The organism is Marinobacter xiaoshiensis (assembly GCF_031631795.1).
GTDB classification, from domain to species: Bacteria; Pseudomonadota; Gammaproteobacteria; order Pseudomonadales; family Oleiphilaceae; genus Marinobacter; species Marinobacter xiaoshiensis.
On sequence record NZ_JAVMBO010000010.1, the window covers coordinates 124,515 to 146,683 of the forward strand.

24 protein-coding genes and 1 pseudogene are annotated in these 22,169 nt (G+C 50.3%); 17 read left to right on the plus strand and 8 right to left on the minus strand.

Annotated elements, in window-relative coordinates; translation table 11 throughout:
• Positions 1 to 2: 2 nt before the first annotated feature.
• Both RKA07_RS08130 and RKA07_RS08135 read right to left on the minus strand, forming a co-directional pair.
• Positions 3 to 494: a thioesterase domain-containing protein gene (locus tag RKA07_RS08130; RefSeq protein WP_200205016.1), complete on the minus strand. Its 492-nt coding sequence runs from the start codon at positions 492 to 494 to the stop codon at positions 3 to 5.
• A 128-nt stretch (positions 495 to 622) separates the two neighbouring features.
• Positions 623 to 2,290, minus strand: a complete 1,668-nt coding sequence (locus tag RKA07_RS08135; protein ID WP_200205017.1) for an AMP-binding protein — start codon at positions 2,288 to 2,290, stop codon at positions 623 to 625.
• A 240-nt stretch (positions 2,291 to 2,530) separates the two neighbouring features.
• On the opposite strand from RKA07_RS08135, the gene RKA07_RS08140 reads away from it, so the two are divergent.
• The 3 genes from RKA07_RS08140 to RKA07_RS08150 all read left to right on the plus strand — a co-directional run bounded on the left by RKA07_RS08140 (position 2,531) and on the right by RKA07_RS08150 (position 5,281).
• Positions 2,531 to 3,505, plus strand: coding sequence for an ABC transporter substrate-binding protein (locus RKA07_RS08140; RefSeq protein WP_200371169.1), 975 nt, complete (start codon positions 2,531 to 2,533; stop codon positions 3,503 to 3,505).
• Between the two features lie 69 nt (positions 3,506 to 3,574).
• On the plus strand, positions 3,575 to 4,477 hold the full coding sequence (locus tag RKA07_RS08145) for an ABC transporter permease (RefSeq protein ID WP_200205019.1): 903 nt from the start codon (positions 3,575 to 3,577) through the stop codon (positions 4,475 to 4,477).
• A 9-nt stretch (positions 4,478 to 4,486) separates the two neighbouring features.
• On the plus strand, positions 4,487 to 5,281 hold the full coding sequence (locus tag RKA07_RS08150) for an ABC transporter ATP-binding protein (RefSeq protein ID WP_200205020.1): 795 nt from the start codon (positions 4,487 to 4,489) through the stop codon (positions 5,279 to 5,281).
• A gap of 51 nt (positions 5,282 to 5,332) precedes the next feature.
• On the opposite strand, the gene RKA07_RS08155 is transcribed toward RKA07_RS08150, so the two are convergent.
• The gene (locus tag RKA07_RS08155; protein ID WP_200371167.1) at positions 5,333 to 6,151 is read right to left on the minus strand and encodes a DUF6160 family protein; all 819 of its coding nucleotides are present in this window, start codon (positions 6,149 to 6,151) and stop codon (positions 5,333 to 5,335) included.
• A gap of 619 nt (positions 6,152 to 6,770) precedes the next feature.
• Between RKA07_RS08155 and RKA07_RS08160 the strand changes: the two genes are divergently transcribed.
• The 3 genes from RKA07_RS08160 (at position 6,771) to RKA07_RS08170 (ending at position 11,603) form a co-directional block, all read left to right on the plus strand.
• Complete coding sequence (locus RKA07_RS08160) at positions 6,771 to 8,915, plus strand: adenosylcobalamin-dependent ribonucleoside-diphosphate reductase (protein WP_310966067.1); 2,145 nt, start codon at positions 6,771 to 6,773, stop codon at positions 8,913 to 8,915.
• 29 nt (positions 8,916 to 8,944) lie between these two features.
• A complete protein-coding gene (locus RKA07_RS08165; protein WP_310966068.1) occupies positions 8,945 to 9,640 on the plus strand; it encodes a TSCPD domain-containing protein in 696 nt (231 codons plus the stop codon).
• Between the two features lie 295 nt (positions 9,641 to 9,935).
• The gene (locus RKA07_RS08170; RefSeq protein WP_310966069.1) at positions 9,936 to 11,603 is read left to right on the plus strand and encodes an AIPR family protein; all 1,668 of its coding nucleotides are present in this window, start codon (positions 9,936 to 9,938) and stop codon (positions 11,601 to 11,603) included.
• Between the two features lie 135 nt (positions 11,604 to 11,738).
• Here RKA07_RS08170 and RKA07_RS08175 read toward each other — a convergent pair whose 3' ends face one another.
• From RKA07_RS08175 to RKA07_RS08185, 3 genes are all read right to left on the minus strand, one after another.
• Positions 11,739 to 12,062: a group II intron maturase-specific domain-containing protein gene (locus tag RKA07_RS08175; RefSeq protein WP_435404614.1), complete on the minus strand. Its 324-nt coding sequence runs from the start codon at positions 12,060 to 12,062 to the stop codon at positions 11,739 to 11,741.
• Between the two features lie 12 nt (positions 12,063 to 12,074).
• Positions 12,075 to 12,431 (minus strand): reverse transcriptase domain-containing protein, encoded by a 357-nt coding sequence (locus tag RKA07_RS08180; protein ID WP_310966070.1) that lies wholly within the window; start codon positions 12,429 to 12,431, stop codon positions 12,075 to 12,077.
• A 75-nt stretch (positions 12,432 to 12,506) separates the two neighbouring features.
• Positions 12,507 to 12,692 (minus strand): hypothetical protein, encoded by a 186-nt coding sequence (locus RKA07_RS08185; protein ID WP_310966071.1) that lies wholly within the window; start codon positions 12,690 to 12,692, stop codon positions 12,507 to 12,509.
• 621 nt (positions 12,693 to 13,313) lie between these two features.
• On the opposite strand from RKA07_RS08185, the gene RKA07_RS08190 reads away from it, so the two are divergent.
• Both RKA07_RS08190 and RKA07_RS08195 read left to right on the plus strand, forming a co-directional pair.
• Positions 13,314 to 13,976, plus strand: a complete 663-nt coding sequence (locus RKA07_RS08190) for a hypothetical protein (protein WP_310966072.1) — start codon at positions 13,314 to 13,316, stop codon at positions 13,974 to 13,976.
• 72 nt (positions 13,977 to 14,048) lie between these two features.
• Positions 14,049 to 14,243, plus strand: a complete 195-nt coding sequence (locus tag RKA07_RS08195; RefSeq protein WP_310966073.1) for a hypothetical protein — start codon at positions 14,049 to 14,051, stop codon at positions 14,241 to 14,243.
• A 196-nt stretch (positions 14,244 to 14,439) separates the two neighbouring features.
• Here the strand turns inward: RKA07_RS08195 and RKA07_RS08200 are convergent.
• Positions 14,440 to 14,882, minus strand: a pseudogene (locus RKA07_RS08200) (transposase); the annotation flags it as partial.
• Positions 14,883 to 15,305: 423 nt separating this feature from the next.
• On the opposite strand from RKA07_RS08200, the gene RKA07_RS08205 reads away from it, so the two are divergent.
• Both RKA07_RS08205 and RKA07_RS08210 read left to right on the plus strand, forming a co-directional pair.
• Positions 15,306 to 15,836, plus strand: coding sequence for a hypothetical protein (locus tag RKA07_RS08205; RefSeq protein WP_310966074.1), 531 nt, complete (start codon positions 15,306 to 15,308; stop codon positions 15,834 to 15,836).
• Position 15,837: 1 nt separating this feature from the next.
• Positions 15,838 to 16,092 (plus strand): hypothetical protein, encoded by a 255-nt coding sequence (locus tag RKA07_RS08210; protein WP_310966075.1) that lies wholly within the window; start codon positions 15,838 to 15,840, stop codon positions 16,090 to 16,092.
• 334 nt (positions 16,093 to 16,426) lie between these two features.
• On the opposite strand, the gene RKA07_RS08215 is transcribed toward RKA07_RS08210, so the two are convergent.
• Positions 16,427 to 17,554: a zinc-binding dehydrogenase gene (locus RKA07_RS08215; protein ID WP_310966076.1), complete on the minus strand. Its 1,128-nt coding sequence runs from the start codon at positions 17,552 to 17,554 to the stop codon at positions 16,427 to 16,429.
• Positions 17,555 to 17,762: 208 nt separating this feature from the next.
• On the opposite strand from RKA07_RS08215, the gene RKA07_RS08220 reads away from it, so the two are divergent.
• From RKA07_RS08220 to RKA07_RS08250, 7 genes are all read left to right on the plus strand, one after another.
• Positions 17,763 to 18,038, plus strand: coding sequence for a hypothetical protein (locus RKA07_RS08220; RefSeq protein ID WP_310966077.1), 276 nt, complete (start codon positions 17,763 to 17,765; stop codon positions 18,036 to 18,038).
• A 24-nt stretch (positions 18,039 to 18,062) separates the two neighbouring features.
• A complete protein-coding gene (locus RKA07_RS08225) occupies positions 18,063 to 18,740 on the plus strand; it encodes an HAD family hydrolase (RefSeq protein ID WP_310966078.1) in 678 nt (225 codons plus the stop codon).
• Between the two features lie 182 nt (positions 18,741 to 18,922).
• Positions 18,923 to 19,480: a porin family protein gene (locus tag RKA07_RS08230; protein ID WP_200371141.1), complete on the plus strand. Its 558-nt coding sequence runs from the start codon at positions 18,923 to 18,925 to the stop codon at positions 19,478 to 19,480.
• Positions 19,481 to 19,755: 275 nt separating this feature from the next.
• Positions 19,756 to 20,193: a thiol-disulfide oxidoreductase DCC family protein gene (locus RKA07_RS08235; protein WP_310966079.1), complete on the plus strand. Its 438-nt coding sequence runs from the start codon at positions 19,756 to 19,758 to the stop codon at positions 20,191 to 20,193.
• On the plus strand, positions 20,186 to 20,575 hold the full coding sequence (locus RKA07_RS08240; protein ID WP_310966080.1) for a DoxX-like family protein: 390 nt from the start codon (positions 20,186 to 20,188) through the stop codon (positions 20,573 to 20,575). The genes RKA07_RS08235 and RKA07_RS08240 overlap by 8 nt, the downstream gene beginning before the upstream one ends.
• A 95-nt stretch (positions 20,576 to 20,670) precedes the next feature.
• Positions 20,671 to 21,003 (plus strand): hypothetical protein, encoded by a 333-nt coding sequence (locus RKA07_RS08245; protein ID WP_310966081.1) that lies wholly within the window; start codon positions 20,671 to 20,673, stop codon positions 21,001 to 21,003.
• Positions 21,004 to 21,065: 62 nt separating this feature from the next.
• Positions 21,066 to 22,151 (plus strand): glutathione S-transferase family protein, encoded by a 1,086-nt coding sequence (locus RKA07_RS08250; protein WP_310966082.1) that lies wholly within the window; start codon positions 21,066 to 21,068, stop codon positions 22,149 to 22,151.
• Positions 22,152 to 22,169 lie beyond the last annotated feature (18 nt).

Sequence of the window (22,169 nt, forward strand, 5' to 3'; positions counted from 1 at the left end):
CCTCAAAGCTGCGGTGTTACTTTTGAGCGGGCATCCTGAACCACAAACCTGCCCTGAAACACCGCCACCGGATCACCCTTGGGCAAAGGGTTCGGTTTGCCGCAGAACACTTCTGTGGTCAAATCCAGACGCCCCTTACCATGCCTTGCCAGACTCCTCCTGAAACGCTCGGGAATTTCATCCCCTGGCAAGCGACAAATGGCGTAGAAATCAGTGGTCACTGGCTCAAGGTAATCAATACTTCCTGTCTGCACCACCACATTTCCCTTCAACCCAAGATCGGCCAGCGCAAGCTCCGTGAGGCTCCAGGCTGCCGTTACGGCCACCGAATAAACACTACCGCCAAAACCGGTACCCTGGTGATTGATGTTAGGTGCAAGCGGTGCACTGAGAAGCAACGAACTGCCATCCCATGAATGCAGTTCAATGCCCAGGGCGCGGGAAAGTGGAATTTCCTCATGGATGCGCCGTTGGAATGCGGAAAGCTGAGCCATAACCCCCTCCTGATGTGAGTTAATTCTATGCCCGCCATTCGCCTTTCCCAATGCGACCAATGTCGGTTCCAAAACGCATCAGGCCCAGCGCGAGCCGGGCCTGATCTGAAAACAAAACGGATTATGCGTTACTGCCAAACTACCTTCTTCTTTTGCGCATACCATTCGTTTACTTTGCCTTCGTATGTATCTTCCACCACGTTCCGCTTCAGCTTCAGCGTTGGTGTCAGGAAGCTGTTTTCGATACTCCACTCATCGCTAACAATAATAACGAAGGCCAATTGCTCATGGGGATCCACAGTTTTGTTCACCCTTTCAACCAGCTCCGTTAATTCTTCCTCAAGCTCCTTACGCACGCTCGGATCGCCAAGCTTGGGCCTGATGCCTTCGGCCAACTGAATCATGGCAAAGGGCTGGGTCTGGTTGGCACCAGACACACAAACCAATTCGATAGACTGATTTGCCATCAACTTGTTTTCAATAGGCGCAGGGGCGATGTACTTACCCTTACTGGTCTTGAAGATTTCCTTCATCCGGCCAGTGATTTTCAGGCGGCCCATCTCGTCGATTTCGCCCTTATCGCCGGTTTTCAGGTAGCCGTCTTCGGTAAAGACACCTTTGGTTTGTTCCTCATCCTTGTAGTAGCCCATCATAGTTGCCGGGCTTTTGATCAGGATTTCACCCGCGGGGCTAATCTTGGTGTCTACTCCTGGCATGGACTCGCCCACATAACCGGTACGGGAACGCCCTGGCTTGTTGATATGGGAATAGGCAAAGTTCTCCGACATGCCATAACCCTCCAGCAACTCCAGGCCGAGGTTGCGATACCAATCCAGCACATCACCGGCCAGCGGAGCAGACCCACTACCAGCCAGCTTGACCTTATCGAGGCCCAGCCCCTTGAGAACTTTCTTTTTGATCAGCTTGCTTACCACAGGAATCTTCAGCAGCTTGTTAAGCTTCTTCTGCGGGAGCTTCTGCAGAACACCTTGCTGGAACCGCACCCACAGCCGTGGCACTGAAAGGAACAGTGTTGGCTGCGCCCGCTTCATGTCGTCAACAAACGTGTCGAGAGATTCTGCAAAAAACAGATGAAAGCCTGCATACAACGACGCCAGCTCCACAAACGTACGCTCAAACACGTGCGCCAGCGGCAAGTAAGACAACATGCGCTCATTGGCACCAACCTGCAGAACCTCCATGCCACCTTCGGCTGCAAATGCCATATTACGGAAGCTCAACATCACGCCTTTAGGCTTTCCGGTGCTGCCTGAGGTGTAAACAATGGTTGCCAGCTCGTCTGCATCGCGCTGAACCTTCTCTTCAAGAGGCGGATACTTGGCAACAATGTCATCCCAGGTTTCAAAGTCGTTGGGGGGGCTCAGGGGGAAAGAAATACAGCGAACAGATTCAGGAACGCCCGGTTTCATCATATCCCAGTCGTCCAGTTTGCCTACGAACAGAACATCGCATTCGGCGTGGTTCAGTACGTAGTTGACTGTGTCTGCGTTGAGCGTTGGATACAAAGGCACGGAAATGTGGCCAGCCATCCAGATCGCCCAATCGGTCATAATCCAGTGCGCGCAGTTTTTGGAAATCAGGCCTACGCGGCTTTTCTCTGGCAGGTTCAGAGATTTCAGATAAGACGCCATGCGACGCGCTTCATCAACGGCCCTTCCCCATGTGTACTCCACCACCTTGCCATCACCGATGGGCTGAGTCATATAAAGGGAATTCGACTTGGCAGCCTCCCAGTGATAGACCATATCCAGCGGAAGCTTATTTTTTGTTTGCATGGATTTTCCTTGCTTTCGTTATTTGATTTATAGGGGCATTATTTAGACTTTAGTAGGGTATTTCAACACATTATGGCCAGCCAAAGCGTGACTTAGGCCAACTGAAGAGAAACTCACTCAGGTATATCGGATCAGGCCCTCACCACGTTAACATGCTCTGGTGTCCCGTTGGTGGGGCTGTGTTAAACTCTCGCACCTTAATAATCACATATAACGAAAAAATACCTCGGAGATGGGCATATGGCCAAGAAAACCCTGCGCACCCTGCTGGGCGCGTCATTAATGGCACTGGCAAGTCTTTCACAGGCTGCAGAGCCTCGTGTTGTCGCTATTACGCAAATTGTAGAGCACCCTGCTCTCGATGCCGTTCATCAGGGTGTTAAAGATGAACTGGCTGCACAGGGTTTTATTGAAGGTGAAAACCTGAAACTCATGCACGAAAGTGCCCAAGGTAACTCCGCTATCGCCTCCCAGATTGCCCGTAAATTTGTGGGCGATAACACCGACGTGATTGTGGCCATCGCAACACCCTCCGCACAAACCGTTGCAGCAGCTGCCCGCAATATTCCGGTAGTGTTTGCAGCCGTAACAGACCCGGTAGGCGCTAAACTCGTAAAAACTGCTGAAGAACCCGGCGCGAACATAACCGGCGTAAGCGATATGTTGCCGATCGACAAGCACATCGACATGCTGCTGCGCATGGTTCCGAATGCCAAGCGCATCGGCACCGTATATAACCCCGGTGAAGCCAACGCAGTATCTCTTATTGAGCTGCTTGAAGAGCGCCTTGAAGCCCGCGGCCTGACTCTGGTTAAAGGTGCTGCCACCAAGACCTCCGAAGTACTCGGTGCAGCGCGCTCCCTGGTAGGCAAAGCCGATGCTATTTACCTGACCACAGACAACACTGTGATCAGCGCTGCTGAGGCAGTTATCTCAGTAGGCGAACGCGCCAAGATCCCTGTATTTGCAGCCGATACAGCCACCGTTGCCCGTGGCGCTGTTGCCGCACTGGGTTTTGATTACTACGACCACGGTCGTCAGGCCGGCGTTATGGTTGTGCGCATCCTTAACGGTGAAAAGCCAGCTGGCATGCCGGTAGAAACCATGGAAAAGCTCAACCTGTTTGTAAACCCTGAAGCTGGTGAGCGCATGGGCATCACCCTGCCAGACGACGTACTCGCAGAAGCTGCTGAAGTGATTAGTAGTGGCAAGTAACACCTGACTTACACGGGCGGGTTCTGTATAAAGGGCCCGCCCGTTTTTCTTCCACAGTGAATCTTTCCCATGCTCAGTGAAATTGCATTTTACGGCGCAGTCGAAACTGGCCTTATTTATGGTCTGGTTGCGTTTGGTATCTACCTCTCTTTTCGTGTACTCGACTTCCCGGATCTGACCGTTGACGGCAGCTTCCCCCTTGGCGCAGCTGTTGCAGCCGTCCTTATTATGGAAGGCTGGAACCCTTGGCTGGCAACCGGTTCCGCGGTTCTTGCCGGCATGGCCGCCGGCGCGGTCACTGCGATACTCAACGTAAAACTGAACATCCTGAACCTGCTGGCATCCATCCTCACAATGATTGCCCTCTACTCCATTAACCTGCGGGTAATGGGGCGGCCAAACATAGCGCTGCTAGGTGAAGAAACCGTACTCACCCCATGGTACTCGCTGGACATCGCTTACCATCAGGTGCCGGTATTGCTGTTTGCGATCGTGATTGTTGTCGCCCTTATTCTGCTCTGGCGCTTCATGAAATCTGAAACCGGCCTGGCCATGCGCGCCACCGGAGCTAACCCCAGAATGGCCCGTGCCCAAGGCATTGCCACAGGCGCCATGATCATTCTCGGCGTTGCCGTTTCCAACGGCCTGGTTGGCCTGGCGGGTGCCCTGTTTGCCCAGAGCCAAGGCGCAGCAGATGTAACCATGGGCGTTGGTGTAATTGTTATTGGCCTGGCCTCGCTGATTGGTGGTGAAGCGGTTATCACCCCATCAACCGTTGTACGCGCCCTGATTGCCTGCGTAGTTGGCGCCATCATCTACCGCCTGGCCATTGCCTTTGCCCTGAACGCCGACTTCCTTGGCCTGCAGGCGCAAGATTTGAACCTGATTACCGCTGTGCTGGTTACCTTGGCGATTGTGCTGCCTGGGGTTCGCACTTCTCTGGTAAACAAACTCACCAGCAAAAAGGCCTGAGGAGGCACTATGATCAGCGCAACCGATCTCCGGCTTACCTTTGGCAAGGGCACTCCATTGGAGAACCCTGCACTGCGAGGCATGAGCCTGACCGTGAATCAGGGTGAATTTGTTACCGTGATTGGCAGCAACGGCGCCGGTAAGTCCACCTTCCTGAACGCTCTGGCAGGTGAAACCCTGGTCGATAGCGGCACTATCGTGGTCGACAACGTAAATGTTACCAAACTGCCAACCCATAAACGGGCGGGCCGGGTAGCACGGGTATTTCAGGACCCACTCGCAGGCACCTGCGAAGGCCTTAGCATTGAAGAAAACCTCTCGCTTGCCATAAAGCGTGGCCAGCGCCGCGGCTTGAGTACCGCCGTTAAACGGCAGTACATGGACAAATTCCGGGAAAGCCTCTCCTCTTTGAACCTTGGGCTGGAAAACCGCCTTGGCGACAAAATGGGCCTACTCTCCGGTGGCCAACGCCAGGCCGTAAGCCTGTTGATGGCAAGTCTTACTCCATCCGCCATTCTGTTGCTGGATGAGCACACCGCAGCACTGGACCCGAAAACCGCTGCTTTTGTACTGGAACTCACTACCAAGATCATCAACGAGCAAAAGCTGACAGCTCTGATGGTCACCCACAGCATGAAGCAGGCGCTGGAAGTGGGCACCCGCACAGTCATGCTGCATCAGGGCCAGGTGGTGTTTGATATTGCAGGCAAAGACCGGGAAGGCCTGGAAGTGAAGGATCTTCTGGAACTGTTTGAAAAACAGCGCGGGCTAACGGTAGACGACGACAGTTTACTGCTCGGTTAACAAAAAAGCGGGAGCCTGAAGCTCCCGCTTTTTTTGTTACTGCACCAACCCTTAGTGACCGTAGATACGCATCGACGTATTTGTAATCGCAAGGTCATCCACAAAAATACTGCCTATGGACTGCTGGCCAACAATCAGTTCATTGATCCCGATATCCGCCCGGAACGACGGCATCTCAATCGCCAAAGACGACCAACCGTTAGAGAACCGAGCGCCTTCGTAGATATAAAGATCCACCTCAGCAAACAGATCCAACGGACTGGGGAAAGAGCGATCGTAATCGGCACCGGTGATTTGCATGCCACGCACACCAATCGCCAGGAATGGCACATCAAACTCCATGGTCTCAATCGCGAAAGCTGTTCTGAAGCGCATCACATCGGTTGCTGTATCAATGTGAATAGAGCCACGCCCCATCAAGCCCTCCGCAAAAAAGTTGCCAATCAGATCGGTGGAATTATTACTTCCGTCTGTGGCAGCCAGATACCATGCACCTGTGGTGATACGAAAATCCACCGCAGCAAAGTTTGTTGGCACGATATTAATCGCCGCATCGCCATCCGCAAGCACATCAATATCAATCCGGATATTGTCCAACCGATCTGTACCGGTTGGCCCGGCAATCCCGCCAAACCCGAAGAAATCCGTGCGCTCGGCACCGCCAATACTGATGTTTTCGATAGCCAGCGCACCTTCATCGAAATAAAGGAAGCGGCCGATATCGATTTTCGTTTCAAGTTCAATACTTACGCCCGCCTGCCCCGTGATGTTACCCATCATGGAATCATCCAGGCGCTGTATGTCAGCCATGGCTGCAGGTGTAACCCCCGCAATACACAGCGCTAGCAATGTAGGTTTCAGGCCCTTCATTGTTCGTTTCCTTTTTATAGTCGTTATTACATCCTGTGGGCCACTGCGGTTTTCGACGCCACGTCGCTACTTTAGCGACACGTGCGATTTGAATACGTGCAAGAGTCACAAATAGTGTGTATTTACTAGGTAAAACAACCAACTTCGCGCATTTTTTGATCACAACATGTAGTAATTTCCATTTTTTGAGCCCAAGCGACGGATTTACCGAACTTTTATTTCTTGCAAGCCATTTTCCATTGATTTTCTTTGCAAGAAGTTACATCTCAATAGCTCCGCTTAAATTCACAAACCACTATATCCTGTTATACTCACCCCACAATAATCCCATATATAGGGCAAACTACTTCCTAGCAAACCTGCACCAAAGCAAGCATACTAGCGGCCAAAGCCCCGAGATGAGCGCTTATGGGGTTGTTTTCCGGGTGTAGTTATCAGGTACCGGAGCACTACAGCAGGTTCTCGCGAGCACCACATATAGTGTTTCATCGGCGAAACATAAACGCCGTACAAAAATCAAGAGCACAAGCGCAGGTTTAGCAAGGTTTTACAGGGAAATGGCACCGCCGAAAGGGTGTCATCGACAGACAACAGACATTATTAAAGATCGAGGGTGGCAATGAACGCTAAGGCTAAGGCAGAGACAGTGGTTACAACGATTCCGATGCAGGAAACGTCGCTAGACATCTGGAGCAGCAAGTACCAGCTTAAAACCAAAACCGGCGAACCTGTAGACAAGGACATCGACGCTACATACCACCGCGTTGCAGTTGCTCTGTCTCAGGTAGAGAACAAAAATGTTCGCGCCGAGCAAATGAAAAACTTCGCCTGGGCCCTAAAGAACGGCGCCATACCTGCAGGCCGGATTACCTCCAACGCCGGTGCTGAAGCGCACAAGCCTGCCACCTCCACCATCAACTGCACCGTATCTGGTTCCGTTCAGGATTCCATGAACGACATCCTGGAGAAAAACCACGAAGCAGGCCTCACCCTCAAGGCTGGCTGTGGTATCGGTTACGAATTCTCTACCCTGCGCCCCAAAGGTGCTTACGTTGCCGGCGCCGGTGCGACCACATCCGGCCCGCTGTCGTTCATGGATATCTTCGACCGCATGTGCTTCACCGTGTCTTCTGCCGGTGGCCGTCGCGGCGCGCAAATGGCAACCTTCGACGTTCACCACCCGGACGTAATCGATTTCATCCAGGCCAAGCGGGAAGATGGCCGCCTGCGCCAGTTCAACCTGTCCCTGCTTATCACTGAAGACTTCATTGAAGCGGTTCGCAACGACAGCGACTGGCACCTCTCATTCCCGGTAACCGAGAAAGAAGTAGCAGAAGAAGGCCTGGACCTGACCGACCCAAGCCAGTTCGTATACCGCGACTTTCCCATACTGGATGGCTATGTGGTTAACGATGAAGGCAAGGTGGCGTGCCGCATTTACCGCACCCTGAAAGCCCAGTTCATCTGGGACACCATCATGACCTCTACCTACGATTACGCAGAGCCCGGCTTCATCCTGATCGACAAGGTCAACCAGATGAACAACAACTGGTTCTGTGAAGACATCCGCGCCACCAACCCCTGTGGCGAGCAGCCCCTGCCCCCTTACGGCAGTTGCCTGCTGGGTTCTGTGAACCTGACCAAATTTGTGGACTACCCGTTCACTGATAAAGCCAGCTTCAACTATGAAAAGTACCGCAAGGTTGTGGGCATATTCACCCGCATGCTGGACAACGTAGTAGAAATCAACGGCCTGCCATTGGCCGAACAGCGCCACGAAATCACCTACAAGCGCCGCCACGGCATGGGCATTCTGGGCCTGGGCTCAACCCTTGCCATGCTGCGCATGCCGTACGGCTCTGATGAATCCGTACAGTTCACAGAAGACGTTGTGCGTGAAATGGCCGTAGAAGGCTGGCGTCAGTCGCTGGCACTGGCCGAAGAGAAAGGCGCTGCGCCAATCATGGACGACGACTTTGAAATTACCCCGAAAATGATGGGTAAAAACCCGCAATTGGCCAAAGATGGCCACAAAATCGGCGACAAGCTTAAAGGCCGCGTACTGCACGCCAAGTACAGCCGCTACATGCAGGAAATCGCCAAGGTTGAGCCAGAGCTGGTTGAAAAGCTGGCTGAGAAAGGTGGCCGCTTTACCCACCACACCTCCATTGCACCTACTGGCACCATCAGCCTGTCCCTGGCCAACAACGCCAGTAACGGCATTGAGCCAAGCTTCTCGCACCATTACGCCCGTAACGTAATCCGCGAAGGCCGTAAGACCAAAGAGAAAGTCGACGTATTCTCCTTCGAGCTGCTGGCCTACCGCCACCTGGTAAACCCCGGTGCCATGCCCTTCTCAGACGAAGAAGACAAAAAACTGCCCAGCTACTTCACCACTGCAGATGATGTAAGCCCGGCACAGCACGTAGACATCCAGGCCGCCGCACAGAAGTGGGTAGATTCGTCGATCTCCAAAACCGCGAACGTGCCGACCGACTTTGAATATCAGGAATTCAAAAACATTTACCTCTACGCCTACGACATGGGCCTGAAAGGCTGCACCACCTTCCGCTTTAACCCGGAAGCCTTCCAGGGCGTACTGGTAAAAGAGAAAGACCTTGAAAACACCCTCTACGAGTTCACCCTCGACGACGGTAGTAAAGTAGAGCTGAAAGGCAACGAACAGGTGGAGTACGACGGCGAAATGCACACCGCCGCCAACCTGTTTGACGCGCTCAAAGAAGGCACCTACGGAAAGTATTGATCCGGAACACCGACACAGGACATATAGAAATGACAGTTAAAATCAGCAATAAAATCGTCGGCTACCGGGTAAAGAAAGCCGACACAGATGCAGCCAGCGCACAGCCGGCAGCTCAGCCGGAATCTTCATTGGTGAAGATGAACGAATACATCGAGCGGCCAGAGTTTCTGGTAGGCACCACCTACAAGATCAAGCCGCCCGTGGCCGAACACGCTATGTACATCACCATTAACGACATAGTGCTAAACGAAGACACAGACCACGAAAGCCGTCAGCCGTACGAAGTGTTCATCAACTCCAAATCCATGGAACACTTCCAGTGGGTAATCGCCCTCACCCGCGTAATCTCTGCGGTATTCCGCAAAGGCGGCGACCTGACCTTCCTGGTGGAAGAGCTGCGCTCGGTATACGACCCCAACGGCGGCTACTTCAAAAAAGGCGGCGTATTCATGCCCTCCCTGGTGGCTGAAATTGGCGCGGTAATCGAGAAGCACCTGAAGGCCGTAGGCCTGATGGAAAGCGAGGAAATGAGCGAAACCACCAAGCGCATTCTCGCGGAAAAGCGTGCGGAGTTTGAAGCCAACAACGCCAAGGCAACCAACGACGACAAGGCTGGCGACTTCCCACCCAACGCCACCATGTGTGGTAAGTGCAGCACCAAAGCGGTGATTGTGATGGATGGTTGTGCGACGTGTTTGTCTTGTGGGGATAGTAAGTGCGGTTGAGGTAACTCGACTGACCGATTGAAAGGAGGGCCCGGGGTTAACGCTTCGGGCCTTTTTTTATGCCCTCACCTACCGCAATCTTGTAATCGCGTGACCGCTTCGTTATTGCGGGGTGATATTACGGAATTTCACTGCAGCGTGGTTGTAATTGCTTGGTTTTAGGCTAGTTTTGTGAGCAGCTTGCTTAGGAAGCAATGTAATCGCGATGCGTGAAAATGTGGAAATCACGATAATGAATAACGAAGAACGCGGCTTAATACGCTTTACAAAGGCTAACCAATCACAGGAATTCTAAATGGCTAATCTTTTGGACTGGAATACTTTAGATCACAAAGTTAAAGCATATGTTGATGCTGACAGCGGCATAGATATCGAACAAAAAGCATTTCCAATTCTAATGGTTGGCGCATTATTGGACGTGTCAGATGAAGAAGCAGAGGACTCAATCACCGATGGATCGAAAGATCGTGGTGTAGATGCAGTTTATGTTGATGATAGAGATGGAGCGAACTCGATACACGTTTTCCAATTTAAGTATGTTTCAACATTCGAGAATACCAAAAAGAATTTTCCAAATGGCGAGATTGATAAATTAATTTCGTTCTTTGAGGATCTCCTGGATATGAATAAATCGATGGAAGACACGTGCAATCCAATTCTCTGGAATAAAATACAAGAAATATGGTTAGCTCTTGATAAGCCAAATCCTTCGATAGAAGTTCATTTTTGCGGGAATATGCTTACTATGGAGCCCGGAGAGAAAACTAGGGCTGATTCAGCATTAGGAAAATTCAAATATTTTAATGTCCACCACCACAGTCTCGACACTATCGTAGATCTTTTTGTAGATAAAAAGTCTGCCTTGATAAATAATCAAATTCAAGCTGTCGACAAAGACTATTTTGATCGGACTGACGGTAGTATAAGAGGGTTAATATGCACGGTTGAAGCCTCTGAAGTTGTCAGGATGATCACCAATCCAGAAGCGCCGGAAAGTGTTCTAAAAGAGATTTTCAATGATAATGTTCGCGTTTATTTAAGTAGAACAAATAAAATAAACCGAAAGATCATAGAAGCGGCAACATCTGACGACAGTCCTCTTTTCTGGTATCTTAATAACGGAATAACGTTGACTTGCGACTCTTTCTCCTACCCAAAAGGAAAGAGGGCACCTATTATTGAGCTAAAGAATATTCAAATTGTAAATGGTGGACAAACATCGAATGCACTTTTCGAAGCTAGTAAAATTGCACCAGAAAAACTTGATGACGTTCTTGTTTTAGTTCGAATAATTGAGACAAAATCTCAGCCTGTAAGTCTTGCAATAGCAGAATCTACAAATAGCCAGACACCGATAAAGAGCAGGGATCTTAGGTCAAACGATGACATTCAAAAGAAGCTTGAGGAAGCTTTCGAAGGGATGGGTCTTTTTTATGAAAGAAAATTAAAGCAGCATAATGATAAGCCAAAAAACTTAAGACTAGATGCTCTTTCATCTGGCCAAGCTCATTTAGCATATAGCTTAGAGCTCCCAGAGGTAGCCAAAAAGGATAGAGGAAGAGTTTTTGCGGATTTGTACGATCAGGTTTTCACAGAGGAGCTGATTGCTGACGATCTGTTGATCGCAGTTAAAATTTTAAATTTAATTGAGTCTGAAAAGAGAAAAGTTCAAGCGGCCATAAAAAAACAGGAAGATTTTGATCGTAGGTTTATATTTCTAATTGATGGTGCTTATCATGCACTTTTTGCTGTGGGACAACTGTGTGATGCACGGGGCGTTGATCGCCTTGATTTCGAAAACGCGAAAAAATTAGTCCCAAACGCAATGGAGTACATAGCGCAATTGGTCGCTTCTGCGCAAGAGGCTGATGAGTCCTTTTCTTTCAATCGATATTTCAAGGATGCAAAGACGAAAACGAGGGTTGCTTCATACATCCAAGCGGAAGAATCAAAGGATTTGTAGTCGGGTAGCCGAGGGTATCTAACCCCCCAGCCCCACAACACCCTGCATGCGGGTCCGCACAGGGCGTTTCATCGGGAATGGTGAAACCTGATCCACCCATCGCGCAGCGATACCAACCCTTGGACTTGCAGGTAGTCATTGGATAATGGCCGGTGTCTTGGAGCTGCGCCAAGGGCCTTTGCTGATGATGCAGCACGCCACTGCGGCCTGCAAGTGCACACCCAACTTCATCAGGCTCCTGACTTTGGTGCGTGGCTTGCGCCACTGTCGCCAGTAAGCCATCCGGACGCGGCGGCGGATCCAGTGATCCAGATCGCAGCAGCGTTGGTAGCCTGTGGCAATGCCAAAGTAGTTGATCCACCCACGGAGATACTGGCTGACCTTGAAGAGCTGATAGTGCATCGACACACCCCAGTTCCGGTTTGTCAGTGCCCGGATACGTTGCTTGAACTTGCGCAGCGTCTCCGGGTGTCAATGGATCTGGGTTCCCTTGAAGGTAAATCCCAGGAACTTACTTTCATTGATTCTGACCACTCGGCTCTTGGTCGTGTTGACCGTCAGTTTCAGGCGGTGTTCGAGGAAGTGACTGATGCTGGCCAGCAAGGGTGACAGCGGACCACCCTGCGGTACACCTTCCCGACTCTCCAGATAGAGCTGGTTATCGATAATCCCAGCTCGCAGGTATCGGGCAATCAGTCCCAGCAAACGCTTGTCCCGGACCTTGCGGCCCAGGTACGTCATCAGCAGGTCGTGATTGACCCGGTCGAAGAACTTCGACAGGTCCACATCCACCGTAAAGCGCCTCTCTTCCTTAAGAACGCTTTGCACCCTTCGCACCGGAGCTGGTTGGTAATCGCCCGAGCGAATCGACTGCTTGACCACAGTACAGTGGCAGGCCTTCACCTAGGCGGGAAATTCATCGATGGTCATGCCATCGACACCCGCAGCTTCCTTGTTGGCTCGAATCTGCTTCCAGGCTTGTTGTAGATTGGCCCGTTGCAGTACAGCATCGAGTAGATCATTGCTAAAGGCTGGCTTCGTGACCGTACGCTGAGCCACGTCATTGCCGGGCGGCATTCGTGTGTTCAAGTCGGCCAAGGCTCCTCCTTTGTTCCCGGTGATAGGCCCTTCACCCTGTCCCGACGATTACGACGGGCATTTGGCTACTATGGCAGCTGCTGACTTCTGCTCAATCACCGGTGGAATTACCTCCATTGGCGCTATCGGTGTCCACCTCATTCGCTCGCAACCGCCGGTGGCAACAGCTGCGCCCAGGCTTGATCGACCAGTGGCCTGACTGGTAACTAACCGATCGCTCGTTGAGCAGATCTCCCCAGATAAGAGCACAAACTTTCCCTGCACAACTGCATCATTTACGGTGGCCGTTAGATCACATGGCTTCGTCGTCTTGTGCCAACTCGCCTTCAGCCTACGCCTCATATGATGTTCTTGTTCATCAGCTCGCAGTTTTGCTAGCGGCTTCCTCCAGACCAACCCTCGCGGGTTGGCCCTTGCCATTCGCTAGTGGTTAGCGTTCAATCGGGTAAAACCGGCTGAACGGTGATCTTTCCACAGGGGACTTTCACCCCATTAGTTCATGCCCATGCTGGACGTACACAAAGCCAAGCACGACGACAACTTTTTCGTTACGACTTCGCCTTCACTACAAAGCTGCGTGTGTTGGCGGCGATAACAGAGCGGGAGGCCCGCATGCCTACAATAAAACAAAGAGTTGATTCAGTTGCCCCGATCTGGAGCGAAATCTGCAAGCTTGGCGAACATAAAATTGTTCGATCTTCAATGATTTGGATGTTTGTGGTCCCATTGGCAGCAAGGTGCCTGATGCCGCTCGATTTTTTAGAGTTCTCGCTCGGTGGTCGCGTAATGACTATAGATCTTGCATTGCCGTTTCATTGGACATTGCTTTATGGGGCAGCGCTCTTCTTCGGTGTAGGGGCTGTTTTCTTTACAGCGTGCTGCCCGAGGTTTATTAAGACTTACGCAACACCGACAAGCTTGCGAGAAATGGGGAAAGGAAGTCGCACAACTATTGATTCTTTGGTGCGTCATGCGCGAAACCCTAAGGACTATAATCACATATGTGACCGGAACGAAATTTTAGGTCAATTCGCTGTTGATTACTTAGCTCTTTCACGAGAGCAAGTCTCAGATAAATCGGTATTGGAACGCTTGGAAAATGGGACGATCATGGATGCAAGATTGAATGAAGCATTCTGGTTTGTTAGCAACTTCTGTGAGCACCACAAGCCGTATCATAGGCTGTTGGTTGTCGCTTCTTTTTCCATTGGGGCGCTGTTTCTTCTTGCAATCATGGTGAAGAACACAGTCTATGTCCTTGAAGCCGCAATCTAACGCATATAAGCCTTCTCGGAATCAATAGGCAATAGTCGTTTTTTTGGCCGCGCCAGCAGCCAATCTAAATCCATGAGCGAGAACGCCTGGTTCGCCAGTCTCGTCGAGCTGTCCGGCATCTACAGAAATCACGTATTGGGGCTCTCTTGCGTGGCTTCAGGCCACAGCCTGACCGGTCGTTCCTTCGGTGGGTCAGGGACACCAGACATTCATCGGTTAACCGGTCACTGGCACTATTCAAACGACGGACAGCAGGGCTCCAGTTAGGTTCAGGCTCAGGTCCGGTGTAAGCGCACTGACTCATGGTATTAGGGCACGCCAACGGACTGGCTAATCAAGTCGCTCTGGCTTCAACATCGGTGACAGAGAACTGCTTCGATATCGTGTACCAGTCAGCGGACTCCCAGTCTTCACAGCCATCATCTCTGATCCAGCTAGACATCTTGCTCAGCCCGTGGCGTGACTAACGTTTCAAGAATTGGTGTTCATCGAACCCCCTTTTGTCTTTCAGCATGAAGTAAGCCGCCCGCCCCAGCTTGTGGGTCAGCGCAGGCAGGGCTTTGGGTTTGTTCGTGCATTTCTTGCGTATTCCAGACCTTGCCGGCGGATTCCGCTTTGCACTTCACTAGGCGAGCGTAGGAGACAAATTTCTGAACGGATTCGATGCGTTGAATATCGCCGACTTCGTAAAGGATCGTCAGCGCGAGGATGCGGCCCACGCCCGGAATGGTTTTCAGCACAGTGAGTGAAGCGGGATCATGTTTGTTTGGCTTGCTGTTCCAGATGCCATTTAAGCATTTTGAGCTCGTGCTGATAGCTGTCGACAATAGCAAGATCCAAATCAACGTTGCGCTGAACGTCTGGATCGCTATAGGCCGAGGTGACTTGTGACCGCCCGCCTAGGTTGTTGGGAAATTCGCCTAAAATTCCAAGTGCATCGGGTACTTTGGTGGTTTGTATCGGTGCCGAAGTGAGCAAGTGCGGGGCTTCTTTGGGGGAATACCGCCCAGCCCGCTCGGTACCCTAGTCGGTATCTGCCGTTGATAGGATCTTTCGGATTCACTTCAAATTATCACCGTGTCTGCTAATCTTAAGTTCAGATTCACCAACTGCATACTGCTGGTTGCCTAAATCACTGTGAATCAGCGGATGTTGGCGCAAGAATAATGGAACGGGCAGCGTTATTGTTTGCTAGGGCACGGATTTCGTAGAGCGCCCCAAGCTAACTGTGTCGCTTAAATATGATTCCGACCTGAAAGCAGTCAATTGGATGCCTTTGCCCTATGTAAAGGCAATACTAGACTCAGCATTGGAAAAAAGGAGGCTGCAATGAAGAAGATACCCATTGTTTTTCTTCTAATGATTTTATCGCTAGTTGGCTGCAGTACAATTCCTAGAAATGGTTCAATTTTGAATCAACAAGTTAGTGACGGCATCATTAGAAATCAGATTGAAGTAGAGAAAATTATCAAAGCACTGGCAGATGTCGAGCGTGCAATTCTCGATAAAGAGTGGGACTCTTTATATGTAAAAATAGAAAACGCGTACATTGCCAAGCACTCGGTAGCTGACGGGGCATCGCTTACACAAGATCAAAGAAAGTCAATAGCAGCAAATGCTTCCAAAGTCTATTTCGGTTTATTGCATAAGATTTCCGACGTAGAAAAATCTCTCATATCAAAAACAAATGCAAATTCAAAGATTTTAATTGAAATCAATGATGAGGTTTCAAGATACCTGTTGTCGATTCAAGAACTTGCCGAAGCCAAGATTAATATAAATAACAAGCTATCAAACATGACGGGAGTTGATTTGTCCAATATCTCTGGGATTGCTCATAACCTTGTTGGAGGAATATGAAATGTCATTTTCTAATGATCTAGACCAAGAAATTGTACAGGAAATCTCGGAAGAGTATCAGAAAGCCGCATTCTGGTTGCCGTTTTCTGCAATAGAAATTAAAAAGGTTTTTAGCGAGACGCAGCTTGACGAATTAGCCGCATTTATTTCTGAGATACAGGCCGCTGGAAAGAGTAATAAGAAAAAGGCGGAAGCCATTGAGAAATATAGCGATGCGGCATTAAAGCTCCTGAAAATGACGAAAGTAATTGTATGACAGTTAATTATAGCGAGTTTCGAGGTGGTGAAATCTTCGCCTTCGCTTCTAGTTTCAATAGCTGCAGAGTTAGGCGTTGAGGCTATAGGAAGACGCCGAAGGTCTTGAATTGATCAGGACTACTCATTTAGTGAGCTAAAAATAGCTCCTATTTTAAATCTGGGACAGGTAATCATCAAAAATCTATCCAAATTTTACGTAGGAGCGCTGCCTGAAGAAGGGGCGTTTTTTCTACAGCCTCGTTAAACAGCACAAAAAAGACCCAGGCTGCTGAAGTCATTATGCCCCCAGCAGCCCGGGATGGCCTCACGGCCTCACGGCCACACACCAAACCTCAGCTCTGTGGTCTGACCAGGAACTTCTCTCCAGTAGCCTGTTTACCATAAACCGCCATCGCATCCAGTTGTAAAGCACCAGCCAGGGATACTTCGTGAGTGTACTGGCTGGCGAACGTGGTTTTGATCTCGGCGGCTATGCGTTTGCGCATGGCGATGGCGGTTTCCTTGCTCAGTTTTCCTAATGCATTAAACAATAAAAAGCCGTTCACGCCCCAGGCAAAACCAAAGTTGCGGTTTAGCGTGATGGGGCCGCGATCAAGCCCGCCGTAGATATAAACCTGTTTGTAGATGTCAGATCCATACACACTGTATTCGGTGGTGTTGCGAGACACGGCGGCTTCCATGCAGGTGAGAATGTCACTGGCCAATTTACCGCCACCAATCGGGTCGAACGCGATGGTCGCGCCGGTTTCGATCAGTGCTTGGGTCAGGTCTGCCATAAAGCTGTCGCTACTGGAGTTAACCACGTATTTGGCACCCAATTCCCGCAGCAATGTTTCCTGTTCTGGCTTACGGACAATATTCACCAGGTCGATGCCGTCGGCGATGCAGATGCGGTTAAGCATTTGTCCGAGGTTGGAGGCGGCGGCAGCGTGAACGATGGCCTTGTGACCTTCAGCTCGCATGGTTTCGACCATGGTTAATGCCGTCAGCGGGTTAACAAAGCTTGAAGCGCCTTCGGCTGCAGTCGTACCCTGCTCCAGTTCCAGGCAGCTTTGCACCTTGGCGCAGAGATATTTGCGGTAGCTACCACCGCCAATGAACGCAACGGTTTTGCCCATCAAACTTTGCGCCGCGGCTGATGAGCCTGCGGCTACAACTGTTCCGGCCCCTTCGTTGCCTACGGGTATAGCCTTGCCAACCCGCTTTTTAACGGCACCCATGAACTTGGCCGGAACATCGGCACGGATGACCGGGCGATCGGCGCTACCGGATTGGCTGGCAGTCGTCATATCGGCCGCGCTGAACATCACTCCCAGGTCAGACGGGTTAATAGGAGCGGCTTCGATGCGGATGACTACTTCGTTTTCGCCGGGCTGGGGGATCTCGATCTCCCGCAGGGCAAGTTCCAGTGTGTTGTCTTCGCTAATGGTGGAAATAAGTTCGATGTTGGTGTCCGACATTTTTCTTCTCCTGAAAAAGTTAGGCTGTCTGTCACTTCGCTGAACTGTTTGATCGTAGCGGTAAACTGAGGTCAGATTAGCACTTCACCAAGCATTAATGTTCAACTGCCCTCAATGGCACCGACAATGAGCTGAATGGGGCGTGCTTCTGCTTTGTTATTACAGGCGGGTGCGGACGCTGACGTTATACACAAGGAAGTCATCTATCATGGCAAAAAATCGCGAACAAAGTGGGCCGATTGAATCGAGGCTGATCAGTCTCTTCGCATCGCTGTTCTTCTCTATCCCAACCGCAGCGTTCGTTTGGCTCTGGGCAAACCTGGAACTGGCCGTCTATTGGGATGGCTTTCTCAGTAGTAGCTACCTCGTCACCTGCATCATCGTATTTGCTGTGTTGGCTTTGCTACTCCCGCAACTCTTCCCATCTATTCTCGGGGCTGTTTGGCGCGCTATAGCCAAAGTTTGGGACTGGTGGGGTTGGTAAATACGACAAAGGAATCTTAGCGATATGTCCATCCAGGCTGTACTTTTCGATCACGACGGAACACTTGTAAACTCCGAACCGGTTCACTTGGAACTCTGGAATACGGTTCTTAAAACTTATGGGGTTCAGCTGACAGAACAACAATACAAGGACTTGTATGCTGGTGTTCCGACCCCTGCAAACGCAGTTGATCTGGTCAAACGGTTTGGCATCCCGGCCGAGGCAGTCGCTCTTGCGAAGGCGAAGAACCTTCAAACTGCCAAGTATCTTGAACAGAATTCTTTTCCTCTGATGCCCGGCGTTATCCACACAGTTTCGTCTTTGCACCAATCAGGTTTAAAGCTCGGCGTAGTCACTGGCGCAAGCGCAAATGGTGTGCGGGCAACGCTTGGCGCCAATCAATTGGAATCGCTGTTTAGTGTTACTGTTTCAGGAGACGATGTGATGAGAAGCAAACCGGAACCAGATTGCTACCTGCTGGCCCTTGAACGCCTGTCCCTGAAGCCAGAAGATTGTGTAGCGATTGAGGATACGGAGCATGGATTGCGTGCCGCAGCCTTGGCCGGAATTGCGTGCCTGGCCATTCCAACCGAAATGACCAGGAACCACGATTTCTCTTTGGCCACAGCGGTTCTGCCAAATATGAATGCTGCGTTTGAGTATATTCAGAAGCGGTACTTGGCCCCTGCCCTTGAGGCTTAACGTCTCTGATGCAGTAAACAGGAATAGGATGCTCGCTGAATTGTTGGCGATTCCCGGCCACACAGACCTTTGTAATACTCTGTTAAATCTATAGAAAATGCCAAAAGCGATTGCTATGGTCTCGCAGCATCAAAGATATGATGTGGCACAACCTGGTAAATATTAAAATTTAAGGAAGAATAATGGGAAAGATTATTTTAGCGGGCTCTTTTGTCGCGTTGATGGCAGCTCCAGTATTCGCATCTGCTCAAGGTAATGTTCAACAAGCCTATGCAGGTGTGAACTATGCTTTTGTTACTTATGAAGAAGAAGGGCTCTCGGAAGACATAGACTTGGGTGCGCTGGTCGCCAAAGTGGGAACCAAAGTCAATCCCTATTTTGCAGCCGAGTTGCGCGCGGGTTTTGGCGTTGCTGATGAATCCGCCAGCGTTGGCAATGTTAGCGTTAAAGTTGAAATTGATTACCTTGTTGGCGGCTATGGCGTGTTGGGCATTCCAAATGAAACGCCGATCTATCCCTATGTTGTTTTGGGCTTTACCAAGGGTGAGCTGACGGCTTCTGCTAAAGGGCCAGGCGGTTCAGCAACCGTCTCTGCGTCTGAATCTGATATTTCTTACGGCGTTGGGGCGAATTTTGACCTGAGCAGCAACGTTCAGATGAATGCGGAGTACATGAGCTATATTGATAAAGACGGTGCAGAAATTTCTGGCATTTCTGTGGGTGCTTCATATCTCTTCTGATGCAGTATTGATATAGCCGGCCATTCAGGTCGGCTTTTCAGATTTCACTCTTGCTGTATCGTCTCCCCTCCCCGCTTTAGCAGCATCGCCGGCGCCGCTCCCTCAAATCAAGATCCGAACTTCTTGGCTGTATACATCAGGTGGAAGAAAACCCCGTTCGAATTCTCCAAGTGACGACGTGCGTCATGTGAAGGCAGGCCTTCCTATAGTAGTATTTGGTTGCCCTCGGGTTCTCCCCCACTTCAATCACTAGGCACCGATAACTTCAGTTTAATATGAAACAGAAATCGCAAGCTCAACCAAGTATTGCTCCTGAGGACCGGGTAGTTTTGTTCGATGGCGTGTGTCGACTTTGCGCCGCATGGGCGCGCTTCCTCATTAGGTTCGATAGAAAACGCCGATTTAAATTAGCGACTGTTCAATCACCTGAAGGCCAGGCAATTCTTCAGTCCCACGGTTTCCCAACGGACTACTACGAAACCATGCTGCTTGCTGAGGGGCCGAATATTTATACCAAATCTACTGCCTTTTTAAGGGTAATGCGTGAACTGCCATGGCCGTGGCCATTGGCCTGCATTGGTTGGGTTGTGCCGTCAGTGATTCGAGACTGGCTATACGACCGAATTGCCTTAAACCGCTACAAGCTGTTCGGTCGCTACGATGCTTGTGTGATTCCCAACAAAGATCATGATTCAAGGTTCCTGGGTGAATAGTCCAATTTTAAGCTACGCAGTATGCCGGGGCACCATTGCTTTTATCTGGTTCTATCAAGGCTTGATTCCGAAATTGCTCTACCCCCATGAGGATGAGTTGGCAATGAACATGGCGGTAGGGTTTTCACGCTCTGAGGCAGTTCAACTAGCCACTGTCGCTGGTGTGTTAGAGATTGCTATGGCCGTTGCTATCTTGATATTTTGGCGGCATCGTTGGCCGCTGCTGCTTACATTAGCCTCAATGGTATGCTTGCTGGCATTCGTAGTGCTGGTTCAGCCCTTACTTCTGGGTAACGCGTTCAATCCGGTAACAACAAATGTTGCTGTCGCTGCGCTCTCAATCACCAGCTTGCACCTTCTGCGGGTGATTGAGAAAAAATAGAGGGTGATGGTTAACGAGACTCTGTGTTTCAGGCTGCAGCTGATGCTGACTTTAGATGCCTGGGATAAGGCTAATTTTAAAGACAAGGAACGTGCGTGAAAAAGTTGATTCTGGCATTGGTTTTATTCAGTGGTGCATGTTTTGCCCATGAGCCCGAGAAAGCTCCGGAACTTTGGTCCTGGTTCAAAGATCTCGACAAGTCTGCTGCAGCGTGTGAAATTCAGAGCTCTTTTGCCCTGCAAAAGATTGGCCTGGAGAATCAGGTCGAGAACAAGCACGGCATTTATGGCACCTACAAAGGCAACCGAGTAGTCGTAAAATGCCTGGCTATGGGAGAAGGCAAAAGCAAGGTGTGGGTGGCGGTTGCCGGCAACGACCGAGATGCCGTTGAGCTGGTTCGCAACATGATCGTAAAAGAAATCATTTAGTATATTGCGCAATCAACGTCAGCTTAGCGTCGGCCAAAAAAACATAAAATAATGAGAACAAAATGGCTAGAAAAGACCAGCTCTTAGGGTGGGATGTTTCCCCATACACCGCAAAAGTGCGCAGTTATTTCAACTACAAAAATATTCCCTACGACTACAAGCCACCCAACGCTCATACGCTTTTCAGAAAAGTGCAGCCTGCCGTTGGGAAAATAATAATGCCCACTGTGTTTCGGCTCGATGGCTCCGTGCTACAAGATTCAAGCCATATCATCGATGTTTATGAAACGGAAAACCGGTTCAAACCGGTTTTCCCGGAAACGCCAAAACAAGCCTTTGCCAGCCTGTTGGTGGAGCTGTTCGCTGATGAATGGTTACCAATGGCCTCCCTCCATTACCGCTGGAACTACAAGGGTAACCTGAAATTTATCACCGGCGAATTCGGTAAAAATGCACTGCCCTACTTCCCCGGTTTCGTGCAGCGCACTGTGGCTAAAAAGTTCGCCGGGAAAATGTCAGGCTATTTGCCAATTTTGGGCATCACCAAGAAAATGGAACCCAAGCTGGAGGTCGCGGTTGAAAATATCCTCTCCCTGTTGGACAAACATTTTCAGGCCCATAAATTTCTATTAGGCGGCCAGCCTACCATTGGAGACTTTGCACTATACGGCCAGCTCTACGCCCACCTGCATCGTGACCCCGAACCGGTAGATTTTATTAAAAAATACGATCATCTTTATACGTGGCTAATGGCCATGCATGGATCGTTCGGTCAGCCTTGTGAAGCCTTGCTCCCAAATGATGAGATACCTGACACACTGATTTCAGTATTGCAGGCAATGTCGTCACTGCAGGCTCCGTTGTTAGAACAAGCTATTCAGGGGGTGAAAACCTGGGCAGATGAAAACCCCGCTAAAGATAAGATACCCCAACGCCTTGGAGACGCTCGGTTAACGATTGAGGGTGAATCGGAGACGCGCTACAACGTGAGCTATCCTTATTGGATGGTGCAACGAATCAATCAAAATGTGGACGCAGGCTCTTCAGAGCTTAAAGGGTTTATCCAAGAACTCGAGCTGGCTTCCGTATTTTCTGAACCCTTACCCGTGAAGGTAGAATTAAAGCGGGCCCGGCTCTATAAAAGCTAGAACACAAGGCTCAATACA